Source organism: Arthrobacter sp. P4_H3, from assembly GCF_056400885.1.
In genome coordinates this window covers 254,858-272,334 of the sequence record NZ_JBFUKK010000003.1, presented here as the reverse complement: position 1 = coordinate 272,334, position 17,477 = coordinate 254,858, and the positions used below count along the sequence as shown (strand labels likewise).

14 protein-coding genes are annotated in these 17,477 nt (G+C 64.4%); 6 read left to right on the top strand and 8 right to left on the bottom strand.

Translation table 11 applies throughout. The annotated features are described in order from the left end of the window. Positions 1-41: 41 nt before the first annotated feature. Positions 42-998 (bottom strand): hypothetical protein, encoded by a 957-nt coding sequence (locus AC1DRE_RS06505; RefSeq protein ID WP_476983853.1) that lies wholly within the window; start codon positions 996-998, stop codon positions 42-44. A gap of 154 nt (positions 999-1,152) precedes the next feature. On the opposite strand from AC1DRE_RS06505, the gene AC1DRE_RS06500 reads away from it, so the two are divergent. Together AC1DRE_RS06500 and AC1DRE_RS06495 are read left to right on the top strand one after the other, a co-directional pair. Continuing rightward, the gene (locus AC1DRE_RS06500) at positions 1,153-1,698 is read left to right on the top strand and encodes a peptidylprolyl isomerase (RefSeq protein WP_104174621.1); all 546 of its coding nucleotides are present in this window, start codon (positions 1,153-1,155) and stop codon (positions 1,696-1,698) included. Between the two features lie 6 nt (positions 1,699-1,704). Then, a complete protein-coding gene (locus tag AC1DRE_RS06495) occupies positions 1,705-2,586 on the top strand; it encodes a rhomboid family intramembrane serine protease (RefSeq protein ID WP_476983852.1) in 882 nt (293 codons plus the stop codon). 1,166 nt (positions 2,587-3,752) lie between these two features. On the opposite strand, the gene AC1DRE_RS06490 is transcribed toward AC1DRE_RS06495, so the two are convergent. Continuing rightward, complete coding sequence (locus AC1DRE_RS06490) at positions 3,753-4,364, bottom strand: DNA-3-methyladenine glycosylase I (protein WP_476983851.1); 612 nt, start codon at positions 4,362-4,364, stop codon at positions 3,753-3,755. 170 nt (positions 4,365-4,534) lie between these two features. Between AC1DRE_RS06490 and AC1DRE_RS06485 the strand changes: the two genes are divergently transcribed. After that, entirely contained in the window at positions 4,535-6,796 is a 2,262-nt protein-coding gene (locus tag AC1DRE_RS06485; RefSeq protein ID WP_476983850.1) for an immune inhibitor A domain-containing protein, read from the top strand. A 100-nt stretch (positions 6,797-6,896) separates the two neighbouring features. Here the strand turns inward: AC1DRE_RS06485 and AC1DRE_RS06480 are convergent, their stop codons facing one another. Next, positions 6,897-7,151, bottom strand: coding sequence for a cell division protein CrgA (locus AC1DRE_RS06480; RefSeq protein WP_476983849.1), 255 nt, complete (start codon positions 7,149-7,151; stop codon positions 6,897-6,899). 176 nt (positions 7,152-7,327) lie between these two features. Here AC1DRE_RS06480 and AC1DRE_RS06475 point away from each other — a divergent pair, with 176 nt between their 5' ends. The 3 genes from AC1DRE_RS06475 to AC1DRE_RS06465 are packed head-to-tail and all read left to right on the top strand — an operon-like array spanning position 7,328 to position 8,935. Continuing rightward, the gene (locus AC1DRE_RS06475; protein ID WP_476983848.1) at positions 7,328-8,122 is read left to right on the top strand and encodes a class E sortase; all 795 of its coding nucleotides are present in this window, start codon (positions 7,328-7,330) and stop codon (positions 8,120-8,122) included. A gap of 4 nt (positions 8,123-8,126) precedes the next feature. Continuing rightward, positions 8,127-8,297 (top strand): hypothetical protein, encoded by a 171-nt coding sequence (locus AC1DRE_RS06470; protein WP_364122803.1) that lies wholly within the window; start codon positions 8,127-8,129, stop codon positions 8,295-8,297. After that, on the top strand, positions 8,294-8,935 hold the full coding sequence (locus tag AC1DRE_RS06465; RefSeq protein ID WP_476983847.1) for an aminodeoxychorismate/anthranilate synthase component II: 642 nt from the start codon (positions 8,294-8,296) through the stop codon (positions 8,933-8,935). The genes AC1DRE_RS06470 and AC1DRE_RS06465 overlap by 4 nt, the downstream gene beginning before the upstream one ends. An 86-nt stretch (positions 8,936-9,021) precedes the next feature. Here AC1DRE_RS06465 and pknB read toward each other — a convergent pair whose 3' ends face one another. Genes pknB through AC1DRE_RS06440 form a run of 5 tightly spaced genes read right to left on the bottom strand, consistent with a single transcriptional unit; the run spans position 9,022 to position 17,477 of the window. Next, positions 9,022-10,914 carry a Stk1 family PASTA domain-containing Ser/Thr kinase gene (gene pknB, locus AC1DRE_RS06460; protein WP_476983846.1) on the bottom strand — a complete coding sequence of 631 codons (1,893 nt, stop codon included), beginning with the start codon at positions 10,912-10,914 and terminating at the stop codon, positions 9,022-9,024. 56 nt (positions 10,915-10,970) lie between these two features. Then, a complete protein-coding gene (locus AC1DRE_RS06455; protein WP_476983845.1) occupies positions 10,971-12,788 on the bottom strand; it encodes a protein kinase domain-containing protein in 1,818 nt (605 codons plus the stop codon). Further along, positions 12,785-14,245 (bottom strand): peptidoglycan D,D-transpeptidase FtsI family protein, encoded by a 1,461-nt coding sequence (locus AC1DRE_RS06450; RefSeq protein WP_214956784.1) that lies wholly within the window; start codon positions 14,243-14,245, stop codon positions 12,785-12,787. The genes AC1DRE_RS06455 and AC1DRE_RS06450 overlap by 4 nt, the downstream gene beginning before the upstream one ends. Continuing rightward, positions 14,242-15,705 (bottom strand): FtsW/RodA/SpoVE family cell cycle protein, encoded by a 1,464-nt coding sequence (locus AC1DRE_RS06445; RefSeq protein ID WP_476983844.1) that lies wholly within the window; start codon positions 15,703-15,705, stop codon positions 14,242-14,244. Before AC1DRE_RS06445 ends, AC1DRE_RS06450 begins: the two co-directional genes overlap by 4 nt. Then, positions 15,702-17,477: a PP2C family protein-serine/threonine phosphatase gene (locus AC1DRE_RS06440; RefSeq protein ID WP_476983843.1), complete on the bottom strand. Its 1,776-nt coding sequence runs from the start codon at positions 17,475-17,477 to the stop codon at positions 15,702-15,704. Before AC1DRE_RS06440 ends, AC1DRE_RS06445 begins: the two co-directional genes overlap by 4 nt.

Below are 17,477 nucleotides of genomic sequence, written 5' to 3'. Positions count from 1 at the left end.
CGGGGTCCCTCTGTTGTGGTGCCGTACGACGACGGCCAGGCTTACTTCTCGGTTGTCTTGGCGGCACCGTTGTTCATGCTGGAAGCGATATTCTTCACGGCAGTCTTGGCGTCCGTGGCAACCTTGGCTGCCTCGTTCTTGGCGTCCTCAACTGCATCCGCGGCCTTCTCAGCGGCGTCGTCGGAAGCGTCAGCAGCAGCGTCCGCCGCGTCGACGGCCTTCCCGCCCACGGTGGCCTTGGTGCTGGCGTCCTCGACGGATGTCGCAGTGACGTCATTGACGGTGGTGGCGGGAACGGGCGCAGGAGTTACAGGGGCTGGCGTCTTCCAGGGATCCTCCACCGGCTTGGACGCTTTCCAGGCGGCCACACCGGCTGCAACTGCCGCGGCGATTACGCCGAAGATCAGCAGTCCGCGGTGCTTGGGCTTCTGCGGCTTGGCCACTTCCCCGGTGACAACGCGGGTGGCTTCGGCTGCTGCAGCCTTGAGCTGCTGGCCCGCGACCTGCGCCTGGTCCTGGATGGAATGCACCACGCCGGAATCGGCAAGCCTCTGGGCGACGGCATCCACATGGGCCGGTGCGCTTTCGAGGGTGCGGTGCACTGCCTCCGAAGCCTGGCCGATCTGGTCCGAAAGCCGGGGCAGGTACTCCACCACAACGCGGTCACGTGCCTGGGAGATCACCGGGGTGGCCTTGTCCAGTGCCTCGTGGAGGCGCGGGGTGGCGTTATCCACAACGTCATGGATCTTGGGCGCGAGGTGGGCCAGGCCGTCCTGGATGCGCGGCGTCACGGTGGCGACGCCGTCGGCCAGGTTGTGGGCTGCGGACTTGAGCCCTTCCTGAATCTTCGGGGAAGCGGTGTCGATGCCGTGCTGCAGGCGGGGAACCGCCCAGTCCACGGCTGCTTCTACGCGGGGGGTTGCCCAATCCTTGGCGTTCTCTACCGCGCTGCTGACTGACTGCTCCAGGTCACGGGCAATACGATCCGATTTCTTCACAACTACCTCCCGATTAATGTGACGGTTCTTTTGTTAGCCTACGTGGATTGGATGGCACCGGCTATTCTTCATCAGCATTTTGGCCGGATTTCACCTAGCGCGGAACTGCCCGGCTGGCCTCCTGCGCCATGGCCCGACATGGAACAATGGGCCTATGACTGCCATCGCAACTGCAAAAGCAACCATCCACACCAGCCTCGGCGACATCGTCGTCAACCTCTTCGGCAACCACGCGCCCAAGACGGTCAAAAACTTCGTCGGCCTGGCCACGGGCGAGCAGGCCTGGACCCACCCGGAAACCGGTGAGGACAAGACCGGAACCCCCCTGTACAACGGCACCATCTTCCACCGCATCATCAAGGACTTCATGATCCAGGCCGGGGATCCCCTGGGCCGCGGCGTCGGCGGACCGGGCTACAAGTTCGACGACGAGATCCACCCCGAACTGACCTTCAACCAGCCGTACAAGCTGGCCATGGCCAACGCCGGCATCCAGATGGGCAAGGGCACCAACGGCTCGCAGTTCTTCATCACCACCATCCCCACCGACTGGCTCCAGGGCAAGCACAGCATCTTCGGTGAAGTTGCCGACGACGAGTCCAAGAAGGTCGTTGACGCCATTGAAGGTGTCCGCACCGGCATGGGTGACCGCCCGGTCGAGGACGTCGTCATTAACAGCATCGACGTCGAGCAGCTCTAACACTCGATGAGTTACGGAATTCCGGCGGCTGAGCCGTCCGCACAGATTCCGGTGTGCCCCCGGCACCCGGACAGGCCTTCCTATGTCCGGTGCCAGCGCTGCGGGCGCCCGGCATGCCCGGAATGCCAGCGGGCGGCCGCCGTCGGGTTCCAATGCATTGACTGCGTCAACGAAACAAAACGTACGACGCCGACAGCCAGGACCGTCTACGGCGGCACCGCCGTCACCGGCAGGCCCCTGGTGACGTTCGGGATCATCGCCGCCTGCGCGCTCGTCTACGTGCTCCAATGGATAGTTCCCAATGACGGGATCTACCAGAATTTCGCTTTCGCCACGGTCTACGCCACCCCCGAGTACGGGGTCTTCGAACCATGGCGCATGCTGACCTCCGCCTTCCTGCATTCGCAGGGTTTCATCCTTCACATCGTGCTGAACATGTACATGCTGTGGATGTTCGGGCAGGCACTTGAACCCCTCCTCGGGCGCATCCGTTTCCTGGCTCTCTACCTGCTGGCTGCGGTGGGCGGATCCGTCGGCTACCTCCTGCTGACGCCGGGCTATACTCCCGGCCAGCCGCTCGCAGGCGTCGTGGGAGCGTCCGGTGCCATCTTCGGACTCTTCGGCGCCATGCTGGTGGTCCAACGCCACCGCGGTGGAGATACGAAGCAGTTATGGGTGCTGATCGCGATCAACGGTGTCATCGGCTTCATCATCCCGCAGATTGCCTGGCAGGCCCACCTTGGCGGCCTGGTCACGGGTGCTGCCTGCGCCGCAGCAATCGCTTACGCTCCCCGCGGTCCGCGACGTTGGCTCTGGCAGTCGGCCGGCCTGGTGCTTGTCCTCGGCCTGCTCATTGGTGCCACCTGGCTGAGAATGGCCGGCGTCTAAAGCATTCGGCTTACGCAGGGTCTGCTGGATCCTTCCCGCTGGGCGTGCTGCGCCGTGCCCCGCTGGGCCTGCCCCACCCGAACCACTCCGCAGGGCGCCCGCGCACGGCCCTTCACGCGCTACCCGCCCGCCGTCGCGGGGCCTGATTCCTCCACCAGCCCCGCATGCCCTCTGGACCCCGGCCGCGGACGCGCCCAATTCCCCGCCGACGTACGGCGCCCTGCGCGTGCGTCGGTCCCTCCGACGCCTTGCTGACGCATCGGGCGGCGTGCCGACGCCCTTGACCGCCCGTCCGCATGCCCCGCCCACGAATCCCCTAGGGCAGCCCGAGGGCACACTCTGGACCCAGCCCGCATATGTCGGGGGCGTGCCTCCGCCCGCACGCCGCGCTGCCTGGCTGCAGCCCCCGTCGCTCCGAAAGTTTTCCACAGGGGTTATCCACAATGTTGGTAACTTACACGGTTGTAGTTCAGTGTCCGCCTCCCCTATTGCCCTTGCCAGCTGGCGATTATCGACAAGGGACCCGTTTTTTGTCCACATCTGTGGATAAAGATGTTCCTGGGGGCTGTGGTTAAGTGGACAACTCGGCCGCCGGGACAGCTCCTTGAGCACCTGGAAGAACCCTGGGTGTCCCGCCCGCAGCCAGCCGTTTCTCGCGCTGCGCAGAGAGGCGCGCTCCGCAAACCGCTCACATCCCGGTGTAAAAGTGCCGATACGGACGGTAAAACAGCGAAAGACATCAAGTCTTCAACAGGTTATGCACATTGTTAATAACTGCACGCGCCGAAGCCGACCATAGAAAATCGACCGGCATGCGGCCTGAACGGGCAATCCACGGCGAAATAACCCCCAGGTTATCCCCACCTGTGGATAACTTCTGGGGATACTGCTGTTCTTAAGTGGATAACTGCGTGTCACCAAAATTCAACGCCTTCTACGACGCCGCTGAGGCTTGAGGTGGGACCGCCAGGTCATGCTTGAGCGGATTTTCAACAAACGCCGGCTGCGGGTGGGTTATCCACAGAGAATCCACAGTGTTAATAACTTACAGCTCTGTGGTTCAACCCGGGAGTGCATCAGTGACTGGCCATGGCCTGCGGAATGGCCAGTCGGCGGTCCAAGTCTTATCAACACTGTGGATAACTTTCCCCACAGGGAGGGATAACCTAGGCCGGATCCGTCCACACGCCGGACGAACCTCGGCGGTGGCTGTCGACCAGATGGGTGTCGATCATCCCGATCGCCTCCATAAGCGCGTACATCGTGGTGGGGCCCACGAACGCGAAGCCTTTGCTGCGCAGCGCTTTGGAAAGTGCTACGGACTCAGGCGATGTAGTGGGTATCTCGCCGTGGGTCAGGGGAATTGGGGTTACTGCCGGCTGGAAGCTCCAGACGAAGTCCACTAGACCGCCCTCGCCCCGCAGGGCGATAGTGGCCTGGGCATTGGTGATGGCGGCCCTGATCTTGAGCCTGTTCCGGACAATGCCAGCGTCGAGCATCAGGCGTTCGACGTCCCCTTCGGTGAAGGCGGCCACGGTATCGGGCTGGAAGTCGTGGAAGGCCAACCGGAAAGCGTGCCGCTTCCGCAGGATAGTGGCCCAAGACAGCCCGGCCTGGAAAGCCTCCAGGCTGATGCGTTCGAACAGCCCCTGCTCGTCGCGGACAGGCATGCCCCACTCAGTGTCGTAATACTTCTGCAGCAAGGCGTCTGTGGCGGCCCACGGCGGACGGGCAAGGCCGTCGCTGCCGACAATAGTGCCGCGTTCTTCCGGGGTCATCTGGGTTCCTAGCTATCCGGTGCGGGTTGCTGCCTACAGCATATTCAGCGGCAGGCAGCTGAGCTGCCTCCGCCATAGCGAATTTCATAGCCGAAGGCGCGCTCTCACATTATGCTGTGGCTCTGATCACAAAATACTGGGAGGTACGTGTGAGGAAATCCAAAACTGCCGTGGCTGGCATTGCAGGGGTGGTTCTCGGGATGCTCAGCATCCAGGCCCCGGCCGTAGCGGCACCACCTGTCGACGACGGGACCACCGGGCCCGCAACGGCAATCCGGCAGGACAACCGTCCGGGGCCGCGCACGAAGGAACTCGTTGACAAGCGGAAAGCGGCCATTGAAAAGGTGGCCCGTGGACAGGCGAAAGCCAGCGACGACGGCGTAGTTCAGTTGGCGGAGGACAAGTTCGCCGAAATCGAAACCAGCAAGCAGGACAAGATCTTCACCATCCTTGCCGAGTTTGGCGATCAGGGTTCAGGTCGGCTTGGAACCGTGCCGGGTCCGTTGCACAATTCGATCGCCGAGCCGGACCGCTCCGTGGACAACACCACGCTGTGGACCGCGGATTTCAGCCCGGCCCACTACGAAGAACTGTTCAACGGCAGCGGCGAATCAATGAGGGGTTACTACGAAGCAGTTTCAAACGGCAAATATTCCGTCACCAACACTGTGACGGACTGGGTCAAGGTGCCCAACAACGGATCCTTCTACGGCGACAACGCCACCGAAGACACCGGGGGCTCGTGGGCCTTTATCCGTGACTCCGGCAATGCATGGTGGGATTCCCAGGTTGCGGCCGGCAAAACACCGGCAGAAATCGATACGTACCTCGCGCAGTTCGATGTGTGGGACCGCTATGACTTCGACAACGACGGCAACTTCGACGAATCCGACGGCTACATCGACCACTTCCAGGCAGTGCACGCCGGTGAGGGTGAGGAAGGCGGCGGCGGTGCCCTGGGCGAGGACGCCATCTGGTCCCACCGCTGGTACGCCTTCGGCAACCAGTTCGGCTCGGCCGGCCCCGACGGGAATCTTTCCGGCGGCACCCGGATCGGGTCTTCCAAGTACTGGCTGGGCGACTACACCACGGAACCCGAAAACGGTGGCGTCGGTGTGTTTGCACACGAATTTGGCCATGACCTTGGACTGCCGGACTTCTACGACACCTCGGGCGCCGCGACCAACGGCACCGCATTCTGGACACTGATGAGCTCGGGGTCCTGGCTGGGCCACGGCTCAGCGGCCGAAGAAGGGATCGGCACTACCCCGGGCCTGATGGGGCCCGAAGAGAAGCTCTTCCTCGGCTGGCTGGACCACAGCACCGTGCAGGCAGGTTCCACTGGCGACTTCGTCCTTAATCCGGCCCAGCTTCAGGCCGAGGGCAAGGACCAGGCCGTCCGGGTTAACCTTCCGGACAAGACAACCACCACGGACTACACCGCCCCCTCTTCCGGAACCAAGGCGTGGTGGTCGGGCAGCGAGGACAACCTCAACGAGTCCCTGACCCACGCTGTTCCGGCGCAGTCCCGGGTTACCGTAACGGCGAACGCCTGGTACGACATCGAGGCGGACTACGACTTCCTCTACGGTGAATACTCCACGGACGCCGGCAAGACCTGGCTGTCCGCCGGGCATGCGCTCAGCGGAGCAGCCGGATGGGGGCAGCTGCGGTACTCGTACGACGCCGCTGGCGCGGCCTCTCTCTTCCGCTTCAGGTACCAGACCGACGGCGGCGTCCACAATGCGGGTGCCTTCATTGACGACGTGAAGATCTCTGCCGGGAAAACCGTCATCCTCAGCGACGACGCCGAGTCCGGCCAGGGACAGTGGCTTGCCGACGGGCAGTGGCAGCTGAGCACCGGTTCGGTCACCCGTACAACTGAGCAGTACTACCTCGTGGAAAACCGTGAGTATGTGGGCTTTGACGCCACACTCGCGGAGGGACCGTACGCCTTCACCAAGGGCATCAGCTCCCCGAACTGGGTCGATTTCTTCAAGTACCAGAACGGCATGCTGGTCTGGTACATCGACGATTCCTATGCCGACAACAATGTTTCCGCCCACCCGGGTGCAGGCTCGGCGCTGCCGGTCGATGCCCGGCCCGCACCGCTGAAGTGGTCCGACGGCACGATGCCCGGCAACAGCCGGCAGCCGTTCGACGCGACCTTCGGACTGGAAGCAACGGACCCGCTGTGCATCGCGAAGGAAGTGCAGACGGGCACTAAGCGCAATCCAGCCATCGAGTCTCTGGACGCCTGCACGGGGAGCAGCGCGCCGATCGGAGTCTTCAAGGACATTGATCCGCTGGCCTACTACAGCGCGGAGAACCCCTCCGGAAGCGTAAAGGTTGCCGGGCACGGGGTAGAGATATCCGTAACGTCCGACGCCGGCTCAGACCTCGCCATCCATGTGGTCAACCCCGGTTTGTAGCAGGGGCACAAAAAAGTCGGACCGGCACAACGTGCCGGTCCGACTTTTTGCGTGAAGCGGGGTGTCACAGAAGGGGCTGACAGCCCCATGGCGGATTCGGCTACGAACGCCAGCGGGTGGTCATCAGGAACCCGGCGATGGCAATGCCGAACCCGGCCACGATATTCCAGGATTCCCATGCCTTGACGGGGAGGGCGCCTTCACTGATGTAGAACGTGATGATCCACAGCAACCCGATGATCATCAGGCCGAACATGACGGGCTTGAACCACACCGCGTTGGGCTTGTATGCCTGCGATGCAGAAGCCGGCTTTCCCGCGGCGGCGGTTTTCTTTCGTGGCTTTGACTCGGGCACGGGTCCTCCTGGTCGGGCTGAATCAAGGGCGGAGCCTCCGGCTTGGTATCCTGCAAGAAGGAAGATGCCGGCGGTGTTGGCGCCTTTGGTCAGGTCTGAATTCTTACTAGCAGCCAATTCTAGCTGTAGTTCGGAACACACCGGCGCCCGCCCGCGCTGCCAATTGAGGAGATCACGTGGTGTTGCTGGAGAAGGGGACGACCTCCGCCGTGCCTGCACGCGGCGGCGGAGTTCTCCGGAAGCTCGTTCAAATCGCTGGCGAGCTGCTCATCACGGTGGGTGTGGTCCTGCTCCTGTTCGTTGCATGGCAGCTGTGGTGGACCAACGTGGAGTCCGATGCCAAGCAGACTGAGACCATCAGGAATTTCGCCCAGGAACTGGGCGGTTCCGAGGGCCCTGTGGCTTCAGATCCGGCCGACGTGACACCTTCCGCGCCTACCGACTACGGCCCGCCGAAGGTAGCTGAGGCGCCCGGACATGGCGGAACCATCGGCATCATGTACATTCCCCGGTTCGGTGCGGACTACACACGGCCCATCGTGCAGGGAACCTCCACGGATGTCCTGGACACGCTCGGCCTGGGACACTACAGCAATACGGCGATGCCCGGGGCGACAGGTAACTTCGCGGTGGCAGGTCATCGCCAGACGCACGGGGCCGTCCTGGACAACATCCACACCCTGGTCCCGGGCGACAAGATCTACGTCCAGACCAAGGACGGATTTTATGTCTACGTCTTCCGGAACAACCAGATTGTGCTTCCGTCAGCGACGGACGTGCTGCTGCCGGTACCCACCCAGCCCGCAGCCCGGCCCACGGAAGCGTACCTCACCATGACCAGCTGCAACCCGCGGTTCGGCTCGCAGGAACGCATCATTGCGTATTCCCTGCTGGACCACTGGCAGCCGGCTTCCGCGGGGCCGCCGGCGGAAATAGCGGCCCAGGTGGCCAAGGCGCTCGGGAAGGGCTGACGTTATGTACGGATGGATTTTCCGCCACTTGCCGGGGCCGCTGTGGCTCAGGATCGTCACATCGCTGGTGCTGCTTGCCGGCGTGCTGGTATTGATGGTTCAGTTCCTCTTTCCCTGGATGTCACAGTTCACCCAGTTCACCGACTCAACGATTGGTTTAGTAACTCGACAATGAGCACCACCAAGATCCTGGTCGTAGACAACTACGACAGCTTTGTTTACACCCTGGTGGGATACCTCCAGGAGCTCGGCGCCGAGACAACGGTGGTGCGTAACGACGACGTCACCCTCGCCGAGGCGATCGAGATGGCGGACGCGCGTGACGGTGTCCTCATCTCGCCCGGGCCCGGCACCCCGGCAGAAGCCGGCGTCTGCATTGACCTGATCAAATGGTGCGGCAGCCATGACAAGCCGATGTTCGGCGTGTGCCTGGGACACCAGGCACTGGCAGAAGCATACGGTGCCACCGTGACGCACGCCCCCGAGCTGATGCACGGCAAAACGTCACTGGTGGAGCACGAAGGAACCAGCGTCTTCGCCGACCTCCCCTCCCCTGTCACGGCCACCCGGTACCACTCCCTGGCCGCCGTCCGCGAGACCATTCCCGACATCCTGGAGATCACCGCCCAGACGGCCAACGGAGTGATCATGGGCCTCAGGCACCGGACGGCACCCCTTTGTGGCGTGCAGTTCCACCCGGAATCGGTCCTCACCGAGGGCGGCTACCAGATGCTGGGCAACTGGCTGGAATCCCTGGGCATGGAGGGCGCAGCCGAACGCGCTGCCAAACTGAGCCCGCTCATCCAGCACTGACCCCTCCGTCGCCGGATATCCGGCATCGAAGTGGCGGGCGGCCGGGAGGCGCTTGGGCGGTTACCCAAGCGACTGAGGTGCGGCTCCTAACCCCGGTTCCGGTCGGTCGCTGTGGGTGTGGGGGTCGGCGTCGGACTGGGGCTGGGCGGTGGCGCCTTGGCAACAATCACGCTAATGGTCTTCCCCTGTTCAACCAGCGCGTTGACCGGGTCGCTCTGCTCGGTCACCTTGCCCGCTTCAACTTCCGAGTTTTCGACTTCCCTCACTGCGATGCTAAGGCCGAGGTTCTTGAGTGCCGCCTCCGCCTCCGCCTGCGGAAGGCCGCGGAGCTCGGGCATGGCCACCTTGCCGGTGGACACCACAATTTCCACGGTGGTTCCAATGGCGACGGTGTCGCCCGGAGCGGGCTTGGTGGTGATCACCAGCCCCGCGGGCACCGTGGGGCTGTTCGCCATGGTGGTGCCGGGCGCGCCGGCCAGGCCGATCTGCCGCAAAACATCCCGGGCAGCGGCTTCCGTTCGCCCGGGCAGGTCATTCGGGATCTTGACAGCGCTCGGACCGTCGGAGATATTCAGGGTCACCTTGGAGTCGGGTTCCATGGACGTTCCTGCCGCCGGCACCGTACCGATGGCTGTGCCCTTGGTGACAGTGTCGTGTTGGAGCCGGTTGATCTGCGGACTGAGCCTGGCATTGTAGAGGCGCTGCAACGCCTCGGATTCGGTGAGCGCCGATACCGATGGTACCTGGATCTTGGCCACCGGTGGGGGCGCCTGGTTCATCATGTTGTAGAGCCAGAGGCCACCCCCGGCGAGGACCAGCAAGGTGAATATCACCAGGGTGGCAATCCAGGTCCGACGGCGGGACTTCTGCCGCGGCGTGCGGTCACGTTCCGGCGGAAGCCCGAGGGGAAGCTCGCCGGCCTCCGAGGGTTCGTATACCTGGGCAGGAATGGGTCGGTCATCGCCGAGCGTGTCGTGGACCGGCCGGAGCCGTCCGCTCGGCGAATCGTCAAGGAAGCTTGCGCCCGTGACCGAGTACGGGGCAGCCTGGGCCGTCCGTTCCGCGGCCGGGACCGTGTTGTGGGGTTCCGTCGAGGCCTCCCCTGCCGCCACGTCCGGCACGGGAATGCCATTGCGCGCCGCCCGGAGGGCACGCTGGAACGCCGCCGCATCCTGGAAACGGTCCGCACGGTTCTTTTGCAGAGCCTTGGCCAGGACGCTGTCCAGAGCCTCTGACACGTCATGGTTGAGGCTGCTGGCCGGTTCCGGGATCTCGCGGACGTGCTGGTAGGCCACGGAAACGGGACTGTCGCCAATGAACGGTGGCCGTCCCGTCAGCATTTCGTACAGCAGGCAAGCCGCGGAATAGAGGTCACTGCGGGCATCCACCGTTTCACCGCGGGCCTGCTCCGGGGAAAGATACTGCGCGGTGCCCACCACCGCCTGGGTCTGCGTCATCGTGGCGGACGAATCGGCCATGGCCCGGGCAATGCCAAAGTCCATCACCTTGATGGTGTCCGAATCCTCGCAGAACATCACGTTTGCCGGCTTGATGTCCCGGTGGACGATACCCGCCCGGTGGCTGTACTCAAGGGCCGAGAGCACGCCAAGGGTGAAGTCGATGGCATGGCCGATACTGACTTCCTTGGCGCGGATGAGATCCCTAAGGGTCTTTCCGGACACGAACTCCATCACGATGTAGGGCACCCGGACGGTGTCCTCCGGACCTCCCGGAACCGCGTGGTCCCCGGTGTCGTAGATGGCAACGATCGAGGGATGGTTCAACGCGGCCACGGCCTGGGCCTCGCGCTTGAACCGCGCCTGGAACTGCGGGTCCCGGGCCAGGTCCGGCCGCAGGAGCTTGATGGCCACTGTCCGGCCCAGCCGGGTATCAACGCCGCGGTGCACGTCGGCCATGCCGCCGCGGCCAATCAGCTCACCGAGTTCGTACCGTCCGTTGAGGACGCGCTGGGTATTCACTGGGAGGCTGTCCTCTCTGTGCGACGGGATACGGGGTGAGTCCGGCAAGGTGCGCCCTAGTTCGACGTCGAGGTACTGGGCGTGGGCAGGAGCTCCTGGGCAAGGTGATACGTCACGACTGAACCGGCGGGCACCTTGCTGCCCGCCCCCGGCTCGGAACTGACGAAGGTCCCGGCCTTTTGCCCGGCGCTGCCGGGCACGTCTGCCCCCTTCTGCCAGCGCAGCCCTGCGTCTTCGATGGCGCGCTGCGTCTGTGATTCAGAGCTGCCAACGCCAATTGCCGGGACTGACGACTCCTGGCTCGGGTCGGGGCCCTTCGAATAGGTGACCGTGATGGCCGACCCGGGGTTTACCGGACCCGACGGTTCGATGTTGGTGACCGTGCCTGACGGCGCGTCGTTGAAGACCTGCTCACCAATGACCTGGAGTCCCATGCCAACCAGCGCGCTGCGGACCTCGTTGTACGGCCGGCCCAGGTAGGCATCCGGGATCAGGTTGATGGTCTCCGGAGTGCTTTGCGTCGGTGTGGGCGTCGGGCTCGCGCTGGTGGGGGTCGGGCTCGCCGATTTGGACGTCGGCGACGCGCTGCTGGGTTTAGCGCTGCTAGACGTCGACGAGGACTCTGCAGGACTGGACGGGGAGAAGATGCCGGCCTGCGTGAGGATGACACCTATCAGGGCGAAGAGGACCAGCACGATCAGGGCGATGAGCGGCCACGTCCACGGGCTGCGGCCCTTGCGCTGGGGCTCGTCCACGGGTTCGTCGTAGCGGTCCTGCTCCTCCTCCTGCTCCCAGCTGCGTTCGGCAGCAAGGGCATCGGCGCGCGACAGGGTGCCGCGCGGACCGGTTTCCCCGGCGGCAAGCCCTGCGGCTGCACCGGCGCCCGCGGCGCCGACAACGGGAAGTGCGGAAGTCGTCGTCGCCGATTTGTCCTTTTCCGGACCGGATTCGATGACGCCTGTCGCAGCGGTGGGGATGTCCACCGGTGCTGTGATTGGACCCGTGGCTGCCTCGAAGAGCAGCATTCCGGGTACAGCGGCATGCGCAGCGGCGATGTCGCCGTTGCGGATGGCTTCCGCTGCCTCGGACAGCTTGATGGCGTTGGCCGGGCGGTTCTTGGGATCCTTGGCCAGCATGGACATCAGGAGGGCCCGGACCGGCGTCGGCAGTGTTTCCGGCAGCGGCGGCGGGGCATCATTCACCTGGGCAAGCGCAATGGCGATCTGCGATTCACCGGAGAACGGACGGTGGCCCGTGAGGCACTCGTAGCCGATGACGCCCAGTGAGTAGATGTCCGAGGCGCCCGTGGCGGTCTGGCCGGTGGCCTGTTCCGGGGCGAGGTACTGGGCCGTGCCCATGACCTGTCCGGTCTGGGTGAGCGGGACCTGGTCCGCCAGCCGGGCGATGCCGAAGTCGGTCACCTTGACGCGGCCGTCCGGCATGATCAGCAGGTTGCCCGGCTTGATGTCGCGGTGTACCAATCCCTGTGAGTGGGCTACGGACAGGGCGCGGGCTGTCTGGGCGATCATGGACAGCGTACGGTCCGGGGACAACACCTGTTCGTGTTCAATGATGCTGCTCAGCGGATGGCCCGGGACCAGCTCCATCACCAGATAGGCCGATCCCTCTTCTTCCCCGTAGTCAAAGACGTTGGCGATGCCGACGTGGTTCAGCAGCGCCGTGTGGCGCGCCTCGGCACGGAAACGCTGGAGGAACCCGGGGTCACCGGTGTACTCCTCTTTGAGCACCTTGATGGCGACTATCCTGCCAAGGATAAGGTCCTTGGCTTTCCAGACTTCTCCCATCCCGCCAATCGCAATACGCGTGGTCAGCTGGAATCTCCCGCCGAGGGTGATTCCCGATGTAGGCCTCACTTATTCAACACCGCCTCAAAAATCTTTTTCGCGTTCGGACTGGTTAGCTGTGCACCGGTAGTGATGTCCACGCCCTGCATGACGATGGTCACCGACACCTGCGGGTCATTGGCCGGGGCGAACCCGGTAAACCATGAGTTGTTCAAGCCGTCTGTTCCCAGTTCGGCAGTTCCGGTCTTGCCGGCCACCTGGACGCCCGGCACGGCCGCGCCACGGCCAATGCCTTGACTGACGACGCTGGTCATCCACTCGGTGATCTGCTGCGAGATCTCCGGGCTGGTGGACGTCCGGAGGACCTCCGGTTTCGGTTCGCTGATGATCCGCAGGTCCGGGGACCGCAAGGTCTTGATCAGGTTGGGCCGCATCTGGACGCCGCCGTTGGCGATGGCTGAAGTCATCAGCGCGATCTGCAGCGGCGTGGCACGGACATCGCGTTGGCCGATGGCGGACTGGGCGAGCCCGGCCGCGTCGAGTTCCTCCTCCGGGAAGGGCCTCTTGGCGTAGTCCAGCTTCAGCTGGTCACCGAGGTCCTCGCCGAAGCCGAACTTTGCGGCCTGGTCGGCGATCGCTTGCTGGCCAAGGTCCCGGGCAATCTCCGCGAACGGAGTGTTGCAGGACTGCTGGAGGGCAAAGGCGAAGTCCGCCGTGTTCTGCGTGTAGCAGTTGCCGCCGGCGTAGTTGGGCAGCTTGTACTGGATACCGGGAAAGCTCATCTCGGCGGGGTTGGGCAGGACACTGTCCTTGTTGTACTTGCCCGAGCTGAGCGCCGCAGCCGTGTCAACGAGCTTGAAGACCGAGCCTGGCGCCAGCAGCGCGCCGGTGGGGCCGCTGACGTTCTGGTTCAGGTTGATCCCGGGGATCTTGTTGAGCTCGTTGTAGTTGGCTGCCTCGGCGTCCGGGTCCTGGGTGGCGATCAGGTTGGGATCGTAGGACGGCTTGGACACCATGGCCAGGATGTCGCCCGTCTTGGGGTTTGTCACCACAATGGAGCCGCGCTGGCCGTCCGGAATCAGGTCGTAGGCGAGCTTCTGGATCTCAGGATCCAGCGTGAGTTCAACCGAGGCACCCTTGGGCTGGTTGCCGAGGAACAGCTGGCCCACCCGGTCCAGGAAGAGCTGGTCCGAGCTGCCGGCCAGCTGCTGGTTGAGGGCGCTTTCCAGTCCGGTGACGCCGAAGCTCCGGGAGAAGTATCCGGTGATGCCGGCGTACAGTTCGGGTTCCGTGTAGGTCCGCTGGAACTTACAGCTTTCCGACGCCGCAACGGACTGGGCGATCGGCTTTCCGCCGACGATGATGGCACCGCGGTCGTTGCAGTAGTTCTGCAGGATGGCGCGTTTGTTCCAGGCGTTTGCCTGCAGTTCGTCCGCGCCCACCACCTGGACATAGCTGAGGGCGCCGAAGATCAGGGCGAACATGGCTACCGCGGCAATCCATGAATTCCGAATTGCATGGTTCACAGTTGTTTCACCGCTTCAGTTGGCGCGTCGGGATGGGCGGAGGAAGGCTGCCGGCCGGGTTGTTTGGCAGGTCGCGGCGGGGAGGATGGGGCGGGCTTCATTTCGCCGGGATCTGCGCCGTGCGGCATGGGCGTGGTGTCCACCGGCCCGCGTGCGGTGTGCGAGATCATCAGCAGCAGGCCAACGATGATCCAGTTGGCCAGCAGCGAGGACCCGCCCGCTGCCAGGAACGGAGTAGTGAGTCCGGTCAACGGAATCAGCCGCGTGACGCCGCCGATCACCACGAAGCACTGCAGAGCGATGGCGAAGGACAGCCCGCACGCCAGCATCTTCCCGAAAGCATCCCGCGTTCCCAGGGCTGCACGGAAGCCGCGCGTGAACAGGAGCAGGTACATCAGCACAATGGCGAAGAGGCCGATCAGGCCGAGTTCCTCGCCGAAGGACGCGATGATCATGTCGCTGTTGGCAAACGGCACCAGGTTCGGCCGCCCCTGGCCGAGGCCCGTGCCCACCAGGCCGCCGTTGGCCATGCCAAACAGGCCCTCAACAATTTGCAGGCTGCCGCCGAACTGCCGTCCGTAAACTTCGTCCGTGAAGGCGTTGAGCCACCCGTCGATGCGGAGACCCACGTGGGAGAAGACCCGGGAGGCGATAAAACCGCCGCCCAGCAGCAGGCCGACACCGATGATCACCCAGCTGATCCGGCTCGTGGCCACGTAGATCATAACGATGAACAGGCCGAAGAACAGCACTGAGGAGCCGAGGTCCCGCTGGAAGATCAGGACGCCGATGCTCACGAGCCACGCCGTGATCATGGGGCCCATGTCCTTGAAGCGCGGGAACTGGAGCGGCCCGATCTTGCGGCCCGCGAGCAGGATGAGATCGCGGTTGGACGAAAGATACCCGGCGAAGAATATTGCCAGGGTGATTTTGGCGACTTCACCCGGCTGGAAGGTCATCGGGCCGATCTTGATCCACACGCTGGCTCCAAGGATTTCGCCCGCGGAGATGCCGGGCACCAGCGGCAGAATCAGCAGCAGGGCACTCACTGCCAAGGAGATGTAGGTGAAACGGCGCAGGATCCGGTGGTCCTTGAGGAACCAGATAACCGCGATAGCGACGCCCATGGCGACCAGCGTCCAGCGGAGCTGGTTGTTGCCGGTGTCCTCGCCCACCCGGTCGAGGCGGTGGATCATGGCCAGGCCCAGGCCGTTCAGGGCGACCACGAGGGGAAGAATAACCGGATCGGCATATTTTGCGCGGATGCGGAGCACCACGTGGAAAGCAAGGGCGGCAGCGGCCAGCATGCTGGACTGGAACCAGAAATCCGTGTCAAACGCTTTTTCCTGGTCAACCCCTACGAGCGCGTTGGCGCCGATGCCGACGGCAAGGGCAAGAACCAGCAGGGCAAGCTCGGTGTTCCTGCGCGGCTTGGGGGCGGCGGCCTCGAGCTGTGTCATTTGGCCTCCTCACAAGCTTTGTCAGTCTGGCTGGGCGTGGCGGTCGATGTGGGCGTTCCGGGGGGTGCGGTACCGCCCGGGGAGGGCGCTGCTCCGGAGGCCGACGGGGCGGTGGTGGAAGTGGGCGACGATGTGGGGCAGTCGTCCGCCGGCGACGTGGTGCCGGTCAGGTCCAGGTTCTTGACGATCCGCTGGGCGTCATAGAGGTCGCGCGCGGGTACCGTCTGGCGGACCCGCTGCTGCGAAAATTCCGGGAGGTCCGACATCTTGATGTCCGTCACTGTCTCCAGGGTCGACAGTTGGATGGGTCCCAGGCGCTGTGAAACGCCGTTGTAGATGGCAACCCGCTGGTCGTATTCGCCGATGTAGTAGCGCGTCTGCGTCCAGGCATAGCCGAGCCAGAGGCCGACGCTCAGGATTACGAGCAGCGCGGCAGCCGTGGCGATGGTGACCCAGCGGCGCGGCTTCGCGGCAGGCTTGTATTCGTCGGTTTCCTCACGGCCCTGATCCGACTTGTGCGTGAGCACGGTCGCGGCGCGGCGGGCGACGGTCCGGCCGGCGATCGTGGGGATGGAACCGGCTTCAGCGGCCGTGGCGGCCGCGCCAACGAGCTCATGCGGACGCGTTGAAAGTTCCTCGCGGAGAACGGCAGCCGAAAGGTGCTCGCCCAGATGCGGGTCCGTGGTGGTGGAGGGTTCAGCCGGTTTGGGTGCCTGTCCGGGGCGGCTGGTGCCGGCGTTCCCGCCGTCACTGCTCCCGGTTCGGTCGTCGCCGCCGGCGTCGTCTCCGGCAGGCTTCGGTGCGGAGCCAGCGGCAGCCCCGGGGGCGGCTTCCGGGGACTTTGCCCCGCCAGTCCCGCCGGTCGCCTCCGGCAGATGTGTCTCTTCGTCAGGAATTTTGGCAGCGGGCGCCGGGGTGCTCGCCAGGGCGGCCGCGCCGGCAGCAATTGCGCTGCCTGCCTGCGGCTGGACGATTTCGACGGCGGCCGTGCGGACGTCGTCGGGGGTTTGCTCCACGATTTCCAGCATGACCACGGTGACGTTGTCAGGGGCGCCGGCCTCAAGGGTCAGGTCCACGAGCGTTTCGACGCATTCGCGCAGGTCCTGGGTCTCGCGGACCGTACGTTCCACCACGTGTCCCGCAACGTAGTTCAGGCCGTCGGAGCAGAGGAGCCACCGTTCGCCGGGTTCGACGTCAAGGGTGGCCAGATCGAGCTCGGGGCTGGCATCGACGTCGCCCAGGACCCGCATCAGAACGTTCTTGTGCGGATGTGTTTCCGCTTCCTCCGGGCGCAGCCGGCCCTCGTCGATGAGCCTTTGGACGAACGTGTGGTCGACGCTGATCTGCTTGAATTCGCCGTTGCGCAGCCGGTAGGCCCGGGAGTCGCCGATATGGGCGAAGTGCAGTTTGCCTTCGGCCAGGAGCAGGGCCGTGACAGTGGTTCCCATCCCGGCAAGCTTGGGGTTGATGTGGACCAGTTCGGACAGGAGGGAATTGGCGGTCTGGATTTCGTCCGCCAGCACGGTTCCCGCGTCGCCGTCGTAATTGCCGTGGTCCAGGTGGAGCATGTCCAGGACAGTCGCCGCGGAGGCCACGTCACCCCCGGCGTGGCCGCCCATGCCGTCGGCCACAACGGCCAGGTGCCGGCCGACGTAGGCGGAGTCATCATTTTTGGCGCGGATGCGTCCCACATCCGAGCGGGCGGCGTAGCGCATGATGAGCGGCCGCATCGGGGTTGGGCCCTTTTCGGCGGGGATCTCCGGGACGGCCAC